General features: G+C 59.2%; 19 protein-coding genes. 6 read left to right on the top strand and 13 right to left on the bottom strand.

Features of this window, described 5'->3' with window-relative positions:
• Positions 1–18 precede the first annotated feature (18 nt).
• From AFK66_RS02160 to nrdG, 3 genes are all read left to right on the top strand, one after another.
• Positions 19–900, top strand: coding sequence for a LysR family transcriptional regulator (locus AFK66_RS02160; protein ID WP_007774501.1), 882 nt, complete (start codon positions 19–21; stop codon positions 898–900).
• 296 nt (positions 901–1,196) lie between these two features.
• Positions 1,197–3,332, top strand: a complete 2,136-nt coding sequence (gene nrdD / locus AFK66_RS02155; protein ID WP_007774500.1) for an anaerobic ribonucleoside-triphosphate reductase — start codon at positions 1,197–1,199, stop codon at positions 3,330–3,332.
• A gap of 187 nt (positions 3,333–3,519) precedes the next feature.
• Entirely contained in the window at positions 3,520–3,984 is a 465-nt protein-coding gene (nrdG, locus tag AFK66_RS02150) for an anaerobic ribonucleoside-triphosphate reductase-activating protein (protein ID WP_023897965.1), read from the top strand.
• 51 nt (positions 3,985–4,035) lie between these two features.
• On the opposite strand, the gene AFK66_RS02145 is transcribed toward nrdG, so the two are convergent.
• The 11 genes from AFK66_RS02145 to pmbA all read right to left on the bottom strand — a co-directional run bounded on the left by AFK66_RS02145 (position 4,036) and on the right by pmbA (position 13,654).
• Entirely contained in the window at positions 4,036–5,946 is a 1,911-nt protein-coding gene (locus AFK66_RS02145) for a BglG family transcription antiterminator (RefSeq protein WP_007774487.1), read from the bottom strand.
• A 113-nt stretch (positions 5,947–6,059) separates the two neighbouring features.
• Positions 6,060–6,800: a 2-dehydro-3-deoxy-phosphogluconate aldolase gene (gene dagF / locus AFK66_RS02140; RefSeq protein ID WP_007774485.1), complete on the bottom strand. Its 741-nt coding sequence runs from the start codon at positions 6,798–6,800 to the stop codon at positions 6,060–6,062.
• Complete coding sequence (locus AFK66_RS02135) at positions 6,797–7,915, bottom strand: DgaE family pyridoxal phosphate-dependent ammonia lyase (protein ID WP_007774481.1); 1,119 nt, start codon at positions 7,913–7,915, stop codon at positions 6,797–6,799. Before AFK66_RS02135 ends, dagF begins: the two co-directional genes overlap by 4 nt.
• Positions 7,899–9,032 carry an amidohydrolase/deacetylase family metallohydrolase gene (locus AFK66_RS02130; RefSeq protein ID WP_023897962.1) on the bottom strand — a complete coding sequence of 378 codons (1,134 nt, stop codon included), beginning with the start codon at positions 9,030–9,032 and terminating at the stop codon, positions 7,899–7,901. The genes AFK66_RS02135 and AFK66_RS02130 overlap by 17 nt, the downstream gene beginning before the upstream one ends.
• Before the next feature lie 40 nt (positions 9,033–9,072).
• Positions 9,073–9,717, bottom strand: a complete 645-nt coding sequence (locus AFK66_RS02125; RefSeq protein WP_004385265.1) for a DUF4310 family protein — start codon at positions 9,715–9,717, stop codon at positions 9,073–9,075.
• A 10-nt stretch (positions 9,718–9,727) separates the two neighbouring features.
• Entirely contained in the window at positions 9,728–10,504 is a 777-nt protein-coding gene (locus AFK66_RS02120) for a DUF4311 domain-containing protein (RefSeq protein ID WP_004385264.1), read from the bottom strand.
• Between the two features lie 22 nt (positions 10,505–10,526).
• On the bottom strand, positions 10,527–10,829 hold the full coding sequence (locus AFK66_RS02115; protein ID WP_007764242.1) for a DUF4312 family protein: 303 nt from the start codon (positions 10,827–10,829) through the stop codon (positions 10,527–10,529).
• A gap of 3 nt (positions 10,830–10,832) precedes the next feature.
• Positions 10,833–11,195: an SFCGS family glycine-rich protein gene (locus AFK66_RS02110; RefSeq protein WP_004385262.1), complete on the bottom strand. Its 363-nt coding sequence runs from the start codon at positions 11,193–11,195 to the stop codon at positions 10,833–10,835.
• A gap of 16 nt (positions 11,196–11,211) precedes the next feature.
• Positions 11,212–11,553 (bottom strand): glycine dehydrogenase, encoded by a 342-nt coding sequence (locus AFK66_RS02105; RefSeq protein ID WP_071602986.1) that lies wholly within the window; start codon positions 11,551–11,553, stop codon positions 11,212–11,214.
• A gap of 304 nt (positions 11,554–11,857) precedes the next feature.
• Positions 11,858–12,244: a cytochrome b562 gene (gene cybC, locus AFK66_RS02100; RefSeq protein ID WP_004385260.1), complete on the bottom strand. Its 387-nt coding sequence runs from the start codon at positions 12,242–12,244 to the stop codon at positions 11,858–11,860.
• A 57-nt stretch (positions 12,245–12,301) separates the two neighbouring features.
• On the bottom strand, positions 12,302–13,654 hold the full coding sequence (pmbA, locus tag AFK66_RS02095; RefSeq protein WP_023897958.1) for a metalloprotease PmbA: 1,353 nt from the start codon (positions 13,652–13,654) through the stop codon (positions 12,302–12,304).
• A 107-nt stretch (positions 13,655–13,761) separates the two neighbouring features.
• Here pmbA and yjgA point away from each other — a divergent pair, with 107 nt between their 5' ends.
• Both yjgA and AFK66_RS02085 read left to right on the top strand, forming a co-directional pair.
• Complete coding sequence (yjgA, locus tag AFK66_RS02090; RefSeq protein WP_004385258.1) at positions 13,762–14,313, top strand: ribosome biogenesis factor YjgA; 552 nt, start codon at positions 13,762–13,764, stop codon at positions 14,311–14,313.
• Positions 14,314–14,637: 324 nt separating this feature from the next.
• Positions 14,638–15,846 carry an aldose 1-epimerase family protein gene (locus AFK66_RS02085; protein WP_007778256.1) on the top strand — a complete coding sequence of 403 codons (1,209 nt, stop codon included), beginning with the start codon at positions 14,638–14,640 and terminating at the stop codon, positions 15,844–15,846.
• Positions 15,847–15,903: 57 nt separating this feature from the next.
• Here the strand turns inward: AFK66_RS02085 and mpl are convergent, their stop codons facing one another.
• Positions 15,904–17,283: a UDP-N-acetylmuramate:L-alanyl-gamma-D-glutamyl-meso-diaminopimelate ligase gene (gene mpl / locus AFK66_RS02080; RefSeq protein ID WP_012123725.1), complete on the bottom strand. Its 1,380-nt coding sequence runs from the start codon at positions 17,281–17,283 to the stop codon at positions 15,904–15,906.
• Positions 17,284–17,458: 175 nt separating this feature from the next.
• Here mpl and fbp point away from each other — a divergent pair, with 175 nt between their 5' ends.
• On the top strand, positions 17,459–18,457 hold the full coding sequence (gene fbp / locus AFK66_RS02075) for a class 1 fructose-bisphosphatase (protein WP_012123724.1): 999 nt from the start codon (positions 17,459–17,461) through the stop codon (positions 18,455–18,457).
• A 180-nt stretch (positions 18,458–18,637) separates the two neighbouring features.
• On the opposite strand, the gene AFK66_RS02070 is transcribed toward fbp, so the two are convergent.
• Complete coding sequence (locus AFK66_RS02070) at positions 18,638–20,203, bottom strand: methyl-accepting chemotaxis protein (RefSeq protein ID WP_023897957.1); 1,566 nt, start codon at positions 20,201–20,203, stop codon at positions 18,638–18,640.
• Positions 20,204–20,217 lie beyond the last annotated feature (14 nt).

Raw genomic sequence — 20,217 nt, 5'->3', positions numbered from 1 at the left:
CAACCAAAGGTATCAACCATGACGCTCACCTCCGACGTGCATCGCCTGCTGCCTGCGTTTCTGGCCGCCGCGCAAAGCCAGAGCTTTTCCGCCGCCGCTCGCCTGCTGGGCGTGACGCCTGCCGCCATCAGCAAAAGCGTACGGCAACTGGAGGCGCGCCTGGGCCGCGTGCTGTTTCAGCGCAACACGCATTTTGTGGTGCTGACGGAAGAAGGCGCGGCGCTGCGCGAACAGGTGGCGCCGTTGTGGCATGCGCTCAACCAGGCGCTGGAGAAGCCCGCCGACGAGCCGCAGGGGCTGGTGCGCGTGAGCGTGATTCCTGGTTTCGGGCGTTACCTCCTGATGCCGGAGCTGTCCGCCTTTCAGCAGCGCTACCCGCAGGTGCGGCTGGATCTGGCGATGGACCCGCGCCGCGTTAACCTGATTGGCGAGCGGATCGATGTGGCGATTGGCCAGCGGACGGTGCAGGACAGCCGCATCGTGACGCGCGAAATCCGCCCGATGCGCATGATGCTTGCCGCGTCACCTGCCTACCTGGCGCGGTTCGGCACGCCGCAACAGCCGCAGGATCTGCTGCATCACCGCTGCCTGGTGCACCGTAATCCCGGCAACGGCAAACTGCAAAGCTGGCTTGCTGACGAACTGGCGATGGAAGAGCAACACGCCTTTCTTATCAGTACGTTTCCGGATGTGCTGGTGGACGCCGCCCTCGCGGAAATGGGCATTGTCTCTCTCGCCGACTGGTATCTGGCGCCGCTTATCGCCGCGGGCCGTCTGGTGCCGTTGATGGAAACGCACTGGCCCGCGCCGCAGCCGCTGTGGGTGAAGTATCCGCACCATCGTCTGGCTCCGCGCGTGCGCGCGCTTGTTGATTTTTTAATCGAAAAATTCACAGTGTAAATCTTTCCCGCCTCAACGCAGACCATAAGCGCGCTCGCCGCTTTGCTTTGTCCTGCATCAATAAAATCGCAAACTTGTTTGATGCAAATCACTATATATAGACATTAAAATCCACCGCGGCCCAATATCTTGTTATTTCAGGCTAAACTTTCAGCAATCCGGCGTGGATGAAATTCCCGCTCTGCTGTGGATAAAACGGGCCAGCTCCGTCGTTAACAGGGGGTTTATGCAGCCAATATTCCCTGCGCCAGACGACGGAGTTTCTGTGGATAACCTGTGCTTAATATGGAGTGATCATGACACCGCATGTAGTGAAACGAGACGGGTGTAAAGTACCTTTCAATTCAGCGCGCATTCGCGAAGCGATTCTTCGTGCGGCGCAGGCAGCGGGAGTCGATGACGCAGACTATTGCGCCACCGTCGCGGAAATCGTCAGCAGCCAGATGCAGAACCGTCGTGAAGTGGACATTCACGAGATCCAGACGGCGGTGGAAAACCAGCTGATGGCGGGCAACTACAAGCAGCTGGCGCGCGCCTATATTGAGTATCGCCACGACCGCGATATCGCCCGTGAAAAACAGGGCCGCCTGAATAAAGAGATCCGCGGGCTGGTTGAGCAGACCAACCCGGCGCTGCTGAACGAGAACGCCAATAAAGACAGCAAAGTGATCCCGACCCAGCGCGACCTGCTGGCGGGCATCGTCGCCAAGCACTACGCGCGCCAGTATCTGCTGCCGCGCGACGTGGTGCTCGCCCATGAACGCGGCGAAATTCACTATCACGATCTCGACTACTCGCCCTTCTTCCCGATGTTCAACTGCATGCTGATCGACTTAAAAGGCATGCTGACGCAGGGGTTTAAAATGGGCAACGCCGAGATAGAACCGCCGAAGTCTATTTCCACCGCCACCGCCGTGACGGCGCAGATCATCGCCCAGGTGGCGAGCCACATCTACGGCGGTACCACCATCAACCGCATTGACGAAGTGCTGGCCCCGTTTGTGACGGCAAGCTTTGAGAAGCACCGCCGCACGGCGCTTGAGTGGAACATCCCGGATGTGGAAGGCTACGCCCGCGCCCGTACTGAAAAAGAGTGCTACGACGCATTCCAGTCGCTGGAGTATGAAGTGAACACGCTGCACACGGCCAACGGCCAGACGCCGTTCGTCACCTTTGGTTTTGGTCTGGGAACCAGCTGGGAATCGCGTCTGATCCAAAGCTCTATTCTGCGCAACCGTATCGCGGGGCTGGGTAAAAACCATAAAACGGCAGTGTTCCCGAAACTGGTGTTCGCGATTCGCGACGGCCTGAACCATAAAGCTGGCGACCCGAACTATGACATCAAACAACTGGCGCTGGAGTGCGCGAGCAAGCGCATGTACCCGGATATCCTCAACTACGATCAGGTTGTGAAAGTGACCGGCTCGTTTAAAACGCCGATGGGCTGCCGCAGTTTTCTTGGCGTTTATGAAGAGAACGGCGAGCAGATCCACGACGGGCGCAATAACCTCGGCGTGATTAGCCTTAACCTGCCGCGCATCGCGCTGGAGGCGAAAGGCGATGAAACCGCGTTCTGGGCGCTGCTTGATGAGCGGCTGAAGCTCGCCCGCAAAGCGCTGATGACGCGCATTGCGCGTCTCGAAGGCGTAAAAGCGCGGGTGGCACCGATTCTCTATATGGAAGGCGCGTGCGGCGTGCGTCTTAAACCGGATGACGATGTCGCGGAGATTTTCAAAAACGGCCGCGCGTCGATTTCGCTTGGGTATATCGGTATCCATGAAACGATCAATGCGCTGTCCGGCAACCAGCATATCTATGACAGCGAGACGCTGCGCGCCAAAGGTATCGCGATTGTCGAGCGTCTGCGTCAGGCGGTGGATCGGTGGAAAGAAGAGACCGGTTACGGCTTTAGCCTCTACAGCACGCCGAGCGAGAATCTGTGCGATCGTTTCTGCCGCCTCGATACCGCCGAGTTTGGCGTGGTGCCGGGCGTGACCGACAAAGGGTATTACACCAACAGCTTCCACCTGGACGTGGAGAAGAAGGTAAACCCGTACGATAAAATCGATTTCGAAGCGCCCTACCCGCCGCTCGCGAGTGGTGGCTTCATCTGTTACGGCGAATACCCGAATCTTCAGCACAACCTGAAGGCGTTGGAAGACGTGTGGGATTACAGCTATCACCACGTGCCTTATTACGGCACCAATACGCCGATTGACGAATGTTACGAGTGCGGGTTCACCGGCGAATTCGAGTGCACCAGCAAGGGCTTTACCTGTCCGAAATGCGGCAACCATGATGCATCGCGCGTTTCCGTTACCCGCCGCGTTTGCGGGTATCTCGGTAGTCCCGACGCTCGCCCGTTCAACGCGGGTAAACAGGAAGAGGTGAAGCGCCGCGTGAAACATCTCGGCAACGGGCAGTTGGGTTAACGCCGTTCTGGCGTGAAGCCGCACCCACCGCCCGGCAAATCATCCCAGGGTGGGTAAGCGAAGCGCACCCACCGCCCGGCAAATCGTTGTAGGGTGGGTAAGCGAAGCGCACCCACCGCCCGGCAAATCTTTGTAGGGTGGGTAAGCGAAGCGCACCCACCGTTCGCCCGCCAGGGACGAGGAAACCATGAATTACCATCAATACTACCCCGTTGACGTCGTCAACGGCCCCGGCACCCGCTGCACATTGTTCGTGGCGGGCTGCGTTCACCAATGCCCCGGCTGCTACAACAAAAGCACCTGGCGGCTCAACTCCGGCGCGCCGTTCACCGCCGACATGGAAAACCGCATCATCGCCGATCTCAACGACACCCGCGTCAAACGCCAGGGGCTGTCGCTGTCGGGCGGCGATCCGCTGCACCCGCAAAATGTGTCGGCGATCCTAAAGCTCGTCCAACGCGTGCGGGCTGAGTGCCCCGGCAAAGATATCTGGGTCTGGACGGGTTATAAAATCGATGAACTGAGCGATGCCCAGCGCGAGGTGGTAAACCTCATCAACGTGCTGGTGGACGGCAAGTTTGTGCAGGATCTGAAAGACCCGGCGCTTATCTGGCGCGGCAGCAGCAATCAGGTGATCCACCGGCTGCGCTGAGCGCCGCGCCCACGCTATCCGAAGCACGCTTCAATAGTGCGCTGACCGCCGCTAAAACCGGCTCAGGCAGGTCATCGCCACCGCCTGAAACTGGGCGAAATCGCGACACGTTTGCAACTGTTGCGCCGCCCGCTCGCGCAAAAACGTGACGAACAGATCGTAAATCGTCATCGCCTCTTCATATTCGCGTTTGCTGATGGCGAGCAGGAAAATCACATGCGCGGTCTCCTCTCCCCACGCAATTCCCTGCGGGGCCAGTACGGTATAGACCACCGTTTTGCGCGCCATCAGCCCGAGCGAGTGCGGCAACGCGATACCGTCGCCAAGCATGGTGCTGACAATCGCCTCGCGCTCCACCACCGACGGCAGAAAATCCGCGCCCACGTACCCGTCCTGCTCCAGCTCATCACACAGCTCTTTGAAAAGCTGCTGCTGGGTCATGGCCCCGTCCACCACGCGAAAATGCCGGGCGTCGAAATATTTCTCCAGCATCCAGGGCCGGGTTCTGTCCACCAGCACCAGCTTGCCGATTTGCTCCAGCTGAAAATCGGTCGGAAACGGCGACATCACCACCACCGGCTTATCTTTTTCCGCCACCCGCGCGGTGGAAATCACAAAATCCTCGGCGATGGCAACGCGCTGCTCGTAGTCGCGAAGCGTGGCGATTTCACTCACCTCTAACTGCGGGTATTTGCGCAGCAGCATCGACTGGATCATGCGCACCGTGGAGTTGCCGGTATCGCACACCAGCAGCACGCGCGGGTTACGCTGGTAGCCCACATTATAGTGGCGCTCAAGCCCGACGCCGATGTGCAGCACCAGAAACCCCACTTCGTTTTCGCTGATGGTATAAGGCGTATATTTGCCCCAGCCGGACACCGCCGCCAGCGTCATATCCCAGGCCATCGGGTAGTGCTGTTTAATATTGCCGAGCAGCGGATTGGGAATGTTTATCTGGTAGCGCACGCGGGTGATCATGGTGCGAATGTGGGTCAGCAGGTCGGCGCGCAGCTGCTCGTCGGTCAGCAGATTGTAGTTATAGTGCGTGTTGATATAGCGCAGGATGTAGCCCGCCAGCGCTTCGGCGTCATCGGCGCTGATGGCGCTCGGCTCCAGCTCCTGCACCTGGCGCGCGGCGATATGCACCCGCAGCCAGTTCTCTTCCGCCTCTGATAGCGGTTTGCCGCACAGCGTTTGCAGCAGCGCCGCGGTGCCGCGCGCCGCCTCGCGCACGTTATCGTCCACATCGTCGGCCACAAATTCAGGCAGCGGAAAGCCCTCGCTGATGCGCCGCACCGCCACGGCGCAATAGAGACGAATAAACTGCTCGCCTTCGTCGGTAAAGCGCAGGCGCGCGTGCGCGAAAATCGTCGGCAGGCGCTCTGCGAGCCGTTCCTGCACACCCGCGTTCAGCGCCTCTTCGGTAATTAATGGATTAGCGCTGTCCTGCTGGGCAAGCTGCCAGAGCAGATCCGTCAGGCACGCGCGCAGCGCCATTTCACTGCCGAACAGCTTCATGCCGTGGCGCGGGCGGGTTTCAAGCGTGAGGTTGTAGCGGGTAAAGAGCTCGCGCACTTCCGCCATGTCGTTTTGCAGCGTGGCGCGGCTCACGAACCACTCTTCCGCCAGGTCTTCAAGCTTCAGGGAAAACGCGGAAGTCAGGAAACGCACCGCCAGATAATGCACGCGCTCCGGCGCGGTGCGCGGAATGCGCAGTACCTTCGGGCGGCTCGCCTGGAGCGCCTGATAGCGCTCCATATCGTCAACGGTCAGCTGATAGCCGCTGCCGCGGTTAAGCACCAGCTGCACGCCGTGCTGACACAGCAACGTATTGAGCGCGCTGATATCTGCCCGCACGGTGCGCGTCGTGACGTTTAACCGGCGCGCCAGCTCATCCTGCGGCAGCGTTTCGTTTTGCAGCAAATCAAACAGCCGGGACAGACGTTGACTCGGGAATCGCACACCGGTTTCCTCTCGTTAAACGGGCGCGCCATCGCGCCCGCGGACGGCTTCAGGCCAGGGAATATATTTATCACGGTGATGAATATATTCTCCAGCCTTAACGTAAAACGGCCTTACCCCATCAGATTGCGCGTCATCGCCAGCAGGCGGCGCACGTCTTCCGGGCGCGTGTCGCCGCTGGCTTTGTCGATAATCGAACTGTAAATATGCGGGATCACTTTGCTCACGCCCGCCTCCAGCGCGATGCGCAGGATCTCCTGGAAATTATCCAGATCGATGCCGCCGGTCGGCTCCAGCCAGAAGTCGTGACGCGCGCAGGCGTCCGCCATGGCCTGATACTCCTCGCGACAGGCAAGGCCGCCCATCGGGAAATATTTCACTGAGCTGCCGCCCATATCTTTCAGCAGGGCAATCGCCGTTTCCACCGGTACGATACCGTCGGGCGCGCTGCTGCTTAACGGCCCGGTGGAGATTTTCACAAGGCCTGCCGTGCCCGTCGGCGACACCAGCCCGTTCACCACCGTCTCGCGCTGTCCGAGCAGCGCGCGGCTTGCGCCCACCCCGGTAAAGACCTGGTTCACATGCTGCGGCTGTAGCTCGCGCACGATGGCGCTGACCATCGCGGACTGGTTCGGGTCGCCCGCGCCCAGCCCCACCGACAGCGCGTTATCGATGCGCTTCGCGTAGTCACGCATATCCTCGACGGCGCTCGCCACGTCCGGGTAGTTTTTCGAGAGGACGCCCACCAGCACATGCCCTTCGGCGGCTTCATAAATCGCGCTGGCGTTTTCTTTCGAGCCTGCCAGCACGTTCAGGCAAACACGGTCGCGGTAAAAATTCGGGGTGAGTTTCATGCGTGCGCCTCCTGATTCAGCACGTCCCGGATGCGGCGGAACACAATCTCCAGCTGCGCGGCGCTGACGCTGCGCACATCCGCTTCAATAATGCCTTCGTTGGCTTTGTAGCCGCGAAAATAGATGGCGTATTCGCCCTGCTTCAGCGCGCTGACCAGCTCGCCGGTGTTGATGCCGGTGACGGCTTCGTCGAATGTGATTTCGCTGCGGGCGATGTCGCGCCCGGCGCTGTCCCACACCACGCGGGCCGTTACGCCGTTCAGCGTGTTGAGCTGGTCGATAAACGGCGTCATTTTGGCCACCATCTGCGCGCCGCTCTCTTTCGGCGCGCTGAGGTAGTGCTCGATGGCGCTGGTGAGGCCGAGAATGCCCTCTTTGCCGACTTTCATCGCGCGCCCGATGCCGTTCGCCTGGCGTTTTACCCACTCCACGTACTGCGTTTTGCCGATCACCAGGCCGCTCGACGGCCCTTCAATCGCCTTCGCGCCGCTGTAGATGACCAGATCCGCGCCCGCGCGGTAATAGCACTGCAAATCTTCTTCGGCGGCGGCGTCGACAATCAACGGCAACTGATGCTCACGCGCCACCGCGGCGGCCTGCGCGACGCTCAGCATGCTTTTTTGCACACAGTGGTGCGATTTCACATAGAGGATCGCTGCCGTTCGCGGCGTGATCGCGGCGGCCAGCTGCTGCGCGGAACACTCGTTGGCGTAGCCCGCCTCGACCAGCTTTCCACCGCCGAGCGCCACCATCGTGCCGACCGGCGCGCCGTAATTCACGTTATGGCCTTTCGGTAGCACAATTTCGTTTTGCCCGATAGCGGTGGTATGCAGGTTCTCAAGCAGCCAGTCGCTCTCTTTGACCAGCACCGCTGCCACCGACTGCGCAAGCCCCGCCGAGGCGCAGGAGACAATAGTCGCGGCCTCCACCTCCAGCAGTCTGGCGATGTACGCGCCGGTTTTATTCACCAGATCTTTCATCTCGAAATAGTGATTCAGCCCCTGCGTGACGGCTTCCACCACCTCCTGCCGTGGCGTGGAGACGCCTAAAATCGTCATGCGCCCGGAGGCGTTAATCACCTGTTTTAATTCATATTTTTCATACACTGAAGGCATGTTCCGCGCTCCCTTGTTCGGTCATGTGCCAGGCGCCCGCCCGCACTGTGGCAAGCGGCACCAGTAAATAGTCGCCGTGTAGCGTCTCTTCATCGGCATCGGTAAAGAGCACTGGCTGGCGGCGCAGGTCGAAGATGGTCAGATCGGCGTCGGCCCCTGGCGTCAGTTGCCCTTTATGGGCCAGACGCAGCGCCTGCGCGGCGTGCAGCGTGACGCAATCAATCACCTGCGGCAGCGACAGGCCGATGGCGAGGAATTTCGACATCACATGGGCGAGGCTTCGCACCGGGCCGTTGATGCGGTTGCGGCAGTAGATGTCAGAGCTGATGGTGTGCGGCAGGATGCCGAGCGCGATGGCCTGGCGCGCCACCTCAAAGCTAAAGCTGGCGCTGCCGTGGCCGACATCAAGCCGCACGCCGCGCTCAAGCGCGTCGCTGATGCTGGCGCGAAGCTGACCCTGCGGCGTCAGGATGCGGTTCGGTTTGCCGTTAAAACAGTGGGTAATGATATCGCCCTGGGATAACCGCGCGGCGATCTCATCGAGCGGCGGCGGGCCGTTGCCGATATGCACCATCAGCGGCAGATTGCCGTTCTCCTGCTGAATGGCTTTGGCGCGCTCAAGCGGCGCGATGCCGTTCTCGCCCACCACGCTGCTGCTCATGCGCGCTTTCAGGCCGACGATAAAATCGGGGTGACGGGCGATGGCCTCGCGCGCCGCCGCGGCGTCGATATTCGCCATATCCGCCAGCTCGTTCTGGGCAATCAGACCCACCTTCGAGACATTAAGCAGCGCCAGTACCTCGGTCGCCACGCCACGCGTGAGCGCGTAAAAGTCGTCGATATCGTTCGCGCCGGTGCTGCCCGCGTCCACTACGGTGGTGACGCCGGTCGTCACGCCAACCGCGTCCGGCTCGTCGTGATAAATCGGCGATTTCGGGTAGCAATGGACGTGCAGATCGATCCAGCCGGGGCTGACGTAATGCTCGCCATTGAGATCGCGCGTGGCGCGCGCCTCGCCGGTCACGCGGCCGAGCGCGGCGATTTTGCCGTCTTTGATGGCGATATCCGCCAGCGTGTCGTCCACCAGCCGCGCCTGGCGCAGGATCAGGTCAAACATAGGGTTTCCTCAGAAGGCGGGCGCCGGAGCGCCCGCGCGGTTAACCGATCGCCACAGGGAACAGCGAACCCAGGATCATCGCGCCGAGGATAGCCCCGCCGGTGATCGGCTTCTGCCAGAGATAAAACAGCAGCGCGCCCACAAGCGATCCCACGCCAATCGGGATTGAGGCGGTCATGGCGCTCAGGATGATAAGCGGCCCGAGGAAACGTCCGGAGGCGTTGCCCGCGCCCATCATTACGTCCGCGCCGTAGGTGGAATCGCTCTGATTGATGGTGAATTTACGCGCCAGAATGATGACGTAGCCGATGGCGAGGCCAATCAGCAGGCCGGTGACCAGCGAGGCGGCGAAATTCGCCACCGGGAAAACGAAGCCCGCGCCCAAAAGCAGCGCCGGGACGCCAAGCCCCACGCCGGTCTGGATGGCGCCGCCGATATCCAGAATCCCCACCAGCGAGCCTTCGATAATGCGCGCAAAGAGGAAACTCGCGCCGAACGCCGCCACCGCGCCATAGACGCCGGTATCAATGCCCGCTTTGAGCATCGCCACAAACGCCACTTCGTTAAACGCGCCGATGCCGTAGAGGTAGTACATATGCGTTCCGGCGAACACGCCGGAGGAGAGCAGGCCGACGAAGATCGGGAATGACCAGTCGGCGTACCAGAAACCTTTATTTTCTTCCATCATGCGCTCCTTATTTGCCGCTCAGCGAGTTGTGGATAAGACTGAGCCAGTCCGGCACGGTCAGACGGAAAGATTCGATCATTTTCATGTCGAAGCCGCGGAAGAAGGCGCTCAGCACGAACAGCAGCACAATGGCAGTCATCATGACTTTGGTGACGCGGTTCCAGCCGCTCTCTTCAACGCCCTTGCCGATAAGTATGCCAAGCACCAGACCCGGCACGGCGTTACCCATGATCAGCTGCGCCGCGCCGCCAAAGACGGTGGCCCAGAAGCCCGATTTTTTCCCGGCGTCGATGGCGGCCAGCCAGAAAATCACCGGCATGACGGTGTTCACCAGCAGGTTAGCGGCAGGCACCAGCACTTTAACGGCGGTAACCTGTAGCGCTTCCGGCACAGCCGACGCCGTGGTGTTGAGAAACGCCACCACCGCCATGCCGATAAGCCCGCAGGCGACCGCCATTTTTTTCGGATTGTGCAGGGTATCGGCGAGATTGCGGTTTTTCACCATCAGCGCCGCCGCGCCCCAGTTGGGAATAATGCGGTGATCGACATCCTGGGTGAACGCGCCCGCCGCGACGGAGGACGCCCAGGCGTTGAAGAAAAACCCTAACCCAAAGGAGAAATGCGAAGCCGGATCGCCTTCGCAGGAGTTCAGCTCTCCTAACGTACGAAAGGCGCCCATCCCTTGCGTGGTGGGCGCATGAAACATGCGTGCGGCCCCGGCACCCACGCCGACGCCGACAAGGCCGCCGATGATGAGCGATTTTATTAAAATTATCAGGAACATTGGTCTGCCCTTTTAGTAACGATCAGCTGTGTTGCGTGACGAAATCCACCTTGTCGAGATTGATGGCGGTCACGTTGACGGTCACGTCCAGCTCCACGCTGAAAGCCCGTCGTTCCCGGCGCAAAAAGAAAAAGAGAAACGCTTCTTTGCGCACCGTTTCCCGCGCATGAACAACCTGCACATCCTGTGGCTCTATACGCAGTAAGATGTGCGGCGAGGCTTTCATCACCGCCGCCTGTACCTGATTCAGGGCATCGGCGAACGCGCGAGCGCGCGCGTCGCCTTTGCCTTTCACTCTCACCGTGGTGGTGAACTGTTCTTTCATGCGTTATGCGCCGTATTTCTTTTTCCAGGCTTCCACCAGACGCTCGCCCAGCTCTTCTTTATCCATAAAGCCGAAGCCCAGCACGTTGCAGCCCTCGTTGATGGCGGTGACGCCCTCTTCCACCGAGCGCATTCCATATTTGGCCTTGTAGCCATGTTTGGTCTGCGCGGTGATAGCGCCCGCGCCGCCGCTGCCGCAAAACGAGATGCCGAACGTCGCGCCTTCGGTTTTCATCACGTCGCCAAGCTTCATATCCGCCGCGACACCCGGCACCACGACCGCGCGTGCGCCCGCTTTCTCCGCGCCCGCCGCCACTTTCTGGCCTTTGCCCAGACGATCGCCAATCACTACCGTAATCTGTTCCATGGTTTGCTCCTGAAGGTTAAAGATTCTCTTTCGCCACCTCGAAGTGCACCGACAACAGCCAGGCCTCTTCATCGGGCAGATTGCCGAACTGCGCCACAATTTCACGCGCCAGCGCCATCGAGCCTTCGGAGATCTCCTCAAACAGGCTCTCTTCCACCTCGGGCAGCGGTTCGCCTGTCACCGAGCGGTGCGCCATCGCCCGCACATGTGAGCTGAGCATCTGTCGCTGCACGTCGTTGGGCGTTATCTGGTGGCGCTCAAGGAGCGCGTAAACTTCATCCAGCATCCGCCCGGCAAGCGTCGCGGCATCGTCCGCGTGTTGACATCCGGCGTTGTTCATTACCGCTCCGTTATTCACTCTGCATACCTGATTAGTTGCGCTGAGGTAACACTAACGGCGGGTGTTAAAGGTTTGTAGCGAGTTGTTTTCCACTTCGAAGTGGAAAGGAGAGTGGCGGCAGTGATCTGTTCCACATAAAAGTCGTGAATAGATATAAACCACCAGATAACTGTGATGAATGTCACTGGCGGTCGTGCCGGGCGGGGAGAAAAGAAAATAACGGGCTTGCGACGCCGCGCGCAAAAGGCGGCAGAGAATAAGCGTCGCTTATGACCGTGCGCAGAGGAAGCGTGCGGCGGCGAACCGCCGCACAGAAAAGGGCTTAGCGATACTTCTTGTGGTAGGTGTTGCGGGTGGTTTTGAACTCTTCGGCGCTCGCCTGAGCCTCTTTGATTTTGCCTTCATCAACGAGCTTCAACGCGCCGTCAATCTGGCTTACCAGCGTATCGAGACCGTGGCGGAAATCTTTCATTTCCGGGCTGTCAGCCGGTTTATCTTCGAGCTTCGGCGGGGTTTCTTTTTTGGCGTCCAGGGCCGCCTCGCGCATTTTCGTCAGCGCGGTTTTCATTTCGGCCGCATCGCTGGTCTTCTGCACGACTTTCAGGTTTTCATTGAGGGTGTCCATGTTGTCTTCCAGATCAGCCCACGCCGCGGCGCTGGTGAACAACAGAGAGGAGACCGCTAACATCGCTAATGCTTGCTTACGCATTGACTCACCTTTTTATTGTTATGACCAAAAAAAGGCGCCACAACGGGCGCCCTTGCCTTACTCACCGGCGATTTTCATCTCCGGCAGCAGTACTGAACCACACTGAATATTGCTACGTGTTTCGATATCGTCACCAATGGTAACCATATTGCGCCACATCTCTTTCAGGTTGCCGGCGATGGTGATTTCGCTCACTGGATACTGGATTTCGCCGTTTTCCACCCAGAAGCCTGCCGCGCCGCGCGAGTAATCGCCGGTGATGCCGCTGACGCCCTGGCCCATCAGCTCGGTGACGACCAGGCCGGTGCCCATCTCTTTCAGCAGTTGCTCAAAGCTCAGGCCGCGGCCTTTGATGCGCCAGTTGTGGATGCCGCCCGCGTGGCCGGTGCTTTTCAGCCCCAGCTTGCGCGCGGAGTAGTTGGTAAGCAGCCACTGTTGCAGCACGCCGTCTTTGATGATGTCGCGGCGCGAGGTCGCCACACCTTCGCTGTCAAACGGCGTGGAGGCGAGGCCTTTCAGAAGATGCGGATGCTCTTCAATCGTCAGCCACTCCGGCAGGATCTGCTTGCCAAGCGAATCAAGCAGGAACGTGGATTTACGGTACACCGCGCCGCCGCTGATGGCGCCGACCAGATGACCAAACAGCCCGGTCGCCACTTCACGGCCAAAAATGACCGGTGCTTTCATGGTCGGCAGTTTGCGCGGTGAGAGGCGGGACAGCGTGCGACGGGCGCACTCTTCGCCCACCCACTCTGGCGATTCCAGATCGCCCAGCGCGCGGCCAATGGTGTAGGCGTAATCACGCTCCATGTCGCCGTTTTCTTCGGCAATCACGCAGCTGGAGAGCGAATGGCGCGTCGAGCAGTAGCTCTGCAACATGCCGTGGCTGTTGCCGAACACTTTGATGCCGTAGTGGCTGTTAAAGCTGCCGCCTTCGGTATTGGTGATGCGTTTATCCGCTTTTAAGGCCGCCTGTTCGGCGCGCGCGGCGTAGTCGATAGCCTGTTCCGGTTCGATCTCGGCCGGGTGGAAGAGATCGAGATCCGGGGCGTAGAAAGCCAGCAGATCTTTTTCCGCCACGCCCGCGCACGGGTCTGGCGACGTGTAACGGGCGATATCCAGCGCCGCCTGTACGGTGCGCGCGATAGCGTCCGGGCTTAAATCGGTCGACGAGGCGCTGCCTTTGCGATTCTGGTGATAAACCGTGATGCCAAGCGCCCCGTCGCTGTTGAACTCGACGTTCTCCACCTCACCGTAGCGGGTGCTGACGCTGATGCCGGTCGTTTTGCTGACCGCCACTTCCGCGCCGTCCGACTTGCCGGACGCCAGCTCCAGCGCCTGAGAAACCGCCTGTTCCAGCGCTTTGCGCTGCGCTTCAACTTGTGTGATTACTTTCATCGCGAGTGCCATAATGTAAGGTGAAACTGAAAAGCCACATTTTGTGAGTCTAACAGAGAACCATTTCGCAGTGCGCGCCTTAACTGGTAGTATTAGCCTCTTTTTTTGAGGAGCCTGAGATGACAAAGCAGCCCGATGACTGGCTCGATGAAGTGCCCGATAACGAAAACGATGACGACGATGATGAGATTATCTGGGTCAGCAAAAGTGAAATTAAACGCGACGCCGAAGAGCTGAAGCGCCTTGGCGCTGAACTGGTCGATCTCGGTAAAAACGCGCTGGATAAAATCCCGCTGGATGACGATCTGCGCGCGGCCATTGAACTGGCGCAGCGCATTAAGAAAGAAGGCCGCCGCCGCCAGATGCAGCTTATCGGCAAAATGTTGCGTCAGCGTGACGACGAGCCGATCCGCCAGGCGCTTGATAAGCTGAAGAACCGCCATAACCAGCAGGTGGCGCTGTTCCACAAGCTGGAACAACTGCGCGATCGTTTAATTGAAGAAGGCGACGACGCGGTGCCGGACGTGCTGAACCTGTGGCCGCAGGCGGATCGCCAGCAGCTGCGTTCGCTCATCCGTAACGCCAAAAAAGAGAAAGAAGGCAATAAGCCGCCGAAATCCTCACGCCTGATTTTCCAGTATCTGCGCGAACTGGCGGAAAGCGAGCAGTAATCCCTCCCGGCTCAGGCGCTGCCTGAGCTGTTTCCCTCTTTTCTATTCCTTTTAGTGATGGTTTATGACCGCTTTTAAGGCGTGTCATACCACCAGACATGACTTCGCTTTTATTGGCTGAATCGTTAAAGCTAAAGCCGTTCATATTCACAAATTTAATTACTTTTCTGCGTACATTTTCATCAATAACAGATCACCCATCACAATTACCTTCGCAAAAATCGGCTTTTTTTAGACAGTTGAAAACGATCACGTTTTCTTAACCTGCTATCCGCCAGGCTGCACGGGCAAAGCTAAAAACGATTCAGCTAAAAGGAAGAAAAGATGAATAAAACCGTATGGCTTACCCCGCTTGCCCTGCTGATTTCTGCTCAGGTGAGCGCGCAAACCTGGGTGCTGACCGATGCTGAACAGGGCGTCGAGAAAGGAAACTGGCAAATCAGCAGCCAGAAGCTGAAGCTTTCCGGCGCGCCGTTCAGCATTGAGCAGAAAGTGCTTCATGGCGGCAAGCAGGAAGGCAGCAAAATCATCACCATCACCAGTAAAGACGGCCTGACCATTACGTTAAGCCCGACACGCGGTATGAACCTGCTGCGCGCCGACGGTTTTGGCGTGCGCATGGGCTGGGATTCGCCGGTGAAAGAGGTGGTCAACCCTGCGTATATCAATCTGGAAAGCCGCAACGGACTGGGCTGGCTGGAAGGCTTCAACGAGATGATGGTGCGCTGCGGTTATGAATGGACCGGGCACCCGACCACCGCTGACGGTCAGCTTTACACGCTGCACGGCAAAGCGGGCAATACGCCCGCCTCGCGCGTGGAAGTGGAAGTGAGCGACAAAGCGCCGTATGAGATCAAGGTGCGCGGCCTGCTGAAAGAAAGCACGTTCAAAAAAGCGGATTTGCAGACCCTGACCGAGCTGCGCTACGTGCCGGGCAGCAACAGTTTCAGCATCAACGATGTACTGACCAACCACGCGGATTACCCGCACGACTACCAGATTATCTACCACAGCAACTTCGGCCAGCCGATTCTGGAAGAAGGCGCGCGCTTTATCGCGCCGCTGGAAAAAGTCAGCCCCTTTAACGATTACGCCAAAGGCGGCCTGAAAGCGTGGAATACCTACAGCGGGCCGACCAAAGGCTTCGATGAGATGGTCTTTAACCTGACGCCGCTCGGCGATGCGAAACAGGAGTCCGTCGCGGCTGTTGTTAACAAGGCGGGCGATAAAGGGGCAGCGATTAGCTTTAACCTGCAGCAGCTGCCGGTGCTGACGATGTGGAAAAACACCGACACGCTGAAGCAGGGCTATGTGACCGGCATTGAGCCTGGCACCAGCTACGCCTACCCGGTCACTATTGAGCGCGAGCAGAAACGCGTGAAACAGCTCGCCCCGGGCGAAAGCACGCGCTTTGATCTGACCTATACGCTGCTGCATAACGCGCAGCAGGTCTCAGACGTGGAAAAACGCATCGCCGATATTCAGGGCGATAAGAAGACTACGCAGGAAGAGACGCCCATCGCCAAAGAGTAAGCCGGGCCTTAAAAAAAAGCCTCCGCATGCGGAGGCTTTTTTATTAGCGGGAGCGGCTCAGAGCGCCTGCGCTTTTTCGGCTTTTTTCGCCAGCGCATCCAGCAGTTTCTGATGAATGCCGCCGAAGCCGCCGTTGCTCATCACCAGAATATGATCGCCCGGCTGCGCGGTTTTGACAATCATCTCCACCAGCGTGTCGATATCAGCGCTCCAGTGCGCCGGCTGAATGCAGGCATCCGCCACTTCCGCCACCTGCCACGGAATGTGGTGCGGCTGGAAGAGGAACACCTCGTCGGCGCGCCCGAGCGACGGCGCCAGATCGTCTTTGCAGACGCCCATTTTCATGGTGTTGGAGCGCGGCTCAAGCACCGCGATAATACGCGCCGTACCGCCCACTTTGCCGCGCAGCGCGGCAAGCGTGGCGAGGATAGCGGTCGGGTGATGGGCGAAATCGTCATACACCGTGACGCCGTTGGCTTCGCCGCGCAGCTCAAGGCGGCGACGCGCGTTCACGAACGAGCCGAGGGCCTGCGCGGCATCGGCAGGCGTCACGCCCACATGACGCGCCGCGGCGATGGCCGCCAGCCCGTTCTGCATGTTGTGCTCGCCCACCAGCTGCCACTCCACCTGGCCCACGCATTCGCCGTCCAGCCAGACTTCCCATTTCGAGGCGTCGTTAGTGAGTTTTTTCGCCTGCCAGCGGCCCTGCTCGCCAAGCTGTTCCTGCTCGCTCCAGCAGCCCATCGCCATCACCTGTTTAAGGTTGATGTCGTTTTCCGGCCAGATGATTTTCCCCTGCCCCGGTACAATGCGCACCAGGTGGTGGAACTGTTTCTGGATAGCTTTCAGATCGTCAAAGATATCCGCGTGATCGAACTCAAGGTTGTTGAGCACCAGCGTGCGCGGCGCGTAATGAACAAACTTGGAGCGTTTATCAAAGAACGCGCAGTCATATTCGTCGGCTTCAATCACAAAGAACGGGCTGTCGCCAAGGCGCGCGGAGACGTCGAAATTGCCCGGCACGCCGCCGATGACAAAGCCGGGCTTGTAGCCGCAGGCTTCCAGGATCCAGGTGGCCATGCCTGCCGTGGTGGTTTTGCCGTGGGTGCCTGCCACCGCCACGACCCAGCGGTCGCGCAGCACGAAATCGTGCAGCCATTGCGGGCCGGACATATAAGGAATGCCCTTCTCCAGCACCGCCTCGACGCACGGGTTGCCGCGGGTCATGGCGTTGCCAATCACCACCAGATCCGGACGCGGTTCGAGCTGCGAGGCGTCATAGCCCTGAATTAAGTCAATCCCTTGCTTTTCCAGCAGGGTACTCATCGGCGGGTAGACGTTCGCGTCCGACCCCGTCACTTCATGACCCAGCGAGCGCGCCAGCATCGCCACGCCGCCCATAAATGTGCCGCAAATTCCCAGTATATGAATACGCATAGGTACAGTCCTTATTAAAACTGACGCACATTCTACCTGTTTGACGTGGGGCGAATAAACGCATTTCAGGATAATCCGCATTTTGCTGGCGCGATTCACCTGTGCGCTACAATTTGAATGTTTGTTAAGATTGTTGCGATCGCTTTACTCAACTTCAGGATGCAGGGAAAGTGTTATGAAAACGTTAGGTGAATTTATTGTTGAAAAGCAGCACGAATTTTCTCACGCCACCGGGGAACTGACGGCGCTGCTGTCGGCAATAAAGCTTGGCGCTAAGATCATCCACCGCGATATCAATAAGGCCGGTCTGGTCGATATCCTGGGTGCCAGCGGCGTCGAAAACGTGCAGGGTGAGACGCAACAAAAACTCGATCTGTTCGCTAATGAAAAGCTCAAAGCCGCGCTTAAAGCACGCGATATCGTGGCGGGCATCGCCTCCGAAGAAGAAGACGAGATTGTCGTTTTCGAAGGCTGCGAACACGCGAAGTATGTCGTCCTGATGGACCCGCTGGATGGCTCGTCAAACATTGACGTTAACGTCTCTGTCGGTACGATTTTCTCTATTTATCGCCGCGTGACGCCGGTAGGTACGCCGGTCACGATGGAAGATTTCCTGCAACCGGGCAGTCAGCAGGTCGCTGCGGGTTATGTGGTTTACGGCTCCTCCACGATGCTGGTGTATACCACCGGTTGCGGCGTGCACGCCTTTACCTACGATCCGTCGCTCGGCGTGTTCTGCCTGTGCCAGGAGCGTATGCGCTTCCCGCAAAGCGGCAATACGTACTCCATTAACGAAGGGAATTACATTAAATTCCCGATGGGCGTGAAGAAGTACATTAAATATTGCCAGGAAGAAGATAAAGCGACCCAGCGCCCGTATACCTCGCGCTATATCGGTTCGCTGGTGGCGGATTTTCACCGTAACCTGCTGAAAGGCGGGATTTATCTCTACCCGAGCACCGCGAGCCACCCGGAAGGCAAGCTGCGCCTGCTGTATGAGTGCAACCCGATGGCGTTCCTGGCCGAGCAGGCGGGCGGTAAGGCGAGCGACGGCAAGCAGCGTATTCTCGATATTAAACCGGACAGCCTGCATCAGCGCCGTCCGTTCTTCGTCGGCACCGAGCAGATGGTGAATGACGTCGAGCGGTTTATCCGCGAATTCCCGGACGCGTAAGCGCGTTTGTCAGTGATGAAAAAGGCAGCCACGGCTGCCTTTTTTGTTGGCGGGTGGATAAAAAACGGCGGGCTGAGGCAAAAACGGCGGGTGCGCTGACGCTTACCCGCCCTACGGTTACCTCACCGCTTATTTGTAGGGTGGGTAAGCGAAGCGCACCCACCGATTATCAGCGAAAACTTAACCCGCCGTCTGCAACCGGAACGACGCCATCGCTTCCACCAGTTGCTGCGCCTGCTCTTCCAGCGAACGGGTGGCGGCGGAGGATTGCTGCACCAGCGCCGCATTCTGCTGGGCGGTTTCGTCCATCTGGCTCACGGCGATATTCACCTGCTCAATACCGCGGCTCTGTTCCAGCGACGCATCGGCGATTTCACGCACCAGCTTCGTCATCCGCAGTACCTCTTCGGCGATCTCATCCATTGTTTCGCCAGCCTGCATGGCCAGCTCACTCCCCTCGCCTACCTGGCTTTGCGAATTACTGATAAGCGTGCGGATCTCTTTCGCCGCCTCGGCGCTACGGCTCGCCAGCGTACGCACTTCACCCGCCACCACCGCGAACCCGCGCCCCTGCTCGCCCGCGCGCGCCGCTTCCACCGCCGCGTTCAGCGCGAGGATATTGGTCTGGAACGCAATCGCGTCAATCACGCTCAGGATGTCGCCAATCCGATCAGAGCTGCCGGAAATATCGCGCATCTTCTCAATCACATAACAGACCATTTCGCTGCCGCGATCGGCGGTATCGGAGACCGCTTTCGCCAGCTGATGCGCCATCCCGGCGTTATCGGCGTTCTGTTTCACCGTCGCGGTGATCTGCTCCATACTCGCTGCGGTCTGTTCAAGCGACGTGGCGGTCGATTCGGTACGCTGCGCCAGATCGACGTTACCCGCCGCGAGCTCGCGGCTCCCGGTATCGATCTGCGCGCTGGCGTCACGCACGCGCATCACCGACTGCGCGAGCGACAAACGCATCGCCTCGATAGCGCTTACCAGCCGCCCCAGCTCGTTATTGCTGGTGGCGGTCAGCGAACGGGTCAAATCGCCTGCCGCCACATGCTCAAGCTGCTCCACCGACTGCGCGAGCGGTTTGAGCAGCAAATGCCGCAGCGCCAGCCAGACCAGCGTCATCACCGCCGCGGTCAGCAGCGCCACCAGACCAATCAGCGCCAGCATCACCTGTTTCTGCGTCAGCACGCCGTTAACTTCCTGACGTCCACGCGCCTCGCCCCAGCGCTGAAACGCCTGCACGTCAGTGTCAAAGGCGCGGGTCAGCGGGATAAGCCCGTTGCCAAGCAGATCGTAGTAGTCATCCGGGCTTTGCTTATTGAGCGCCGCCATCATCGGCGCAAGCCCCTGGCCGTTCAGCGCGTTGAAGCTCTGGTTAAGCTTACCCAGCAGCAGCGCGCCCTGTTCGTCGTCCACCTCGCTGGTGAGCACCGTTTTCAGCAACTGCTGACCGCGCACCAGCTCGCCCGCGATCGTTTTCACGGACGCCGTCGCGTCGTCCACCATGCCGATTTCCATCTGGCGCACCGCCTGGCCTGCCTCGTTGCGCGCGCGCAACAGCAGCGTATAGCCTTCGTTCAGACGCATCATTTTTTCGCCCTGCAACGTGTTAATGCGCTGTAAGGACGCCGAACTTTGGGTGAGTGAATAGATGCCCATGGCGCTCACGAGCAGAAGCAAAACGGCCATAACCGCCAACAGCGTCAGCAGGCCGGTACGGATAGAGAGATTTCTCAACATGGTGGGGTCCCGGT

It is taken from the genome of Cronobacter malonaticus LMG 23826 (assembly GCF_001277215.2).
In the GTDB taxonomy this organism is placed as follows: domain Bacteria; phylum Pseudomonadota; class Gammaproteobacteria; order Enterobacterales; family Enterobacteriaceae; genus Cronobacter; species Cronobacter malonaticus.
This window is presented reverse-complemented; position numbering and strand designations above follow the sequence as displayed.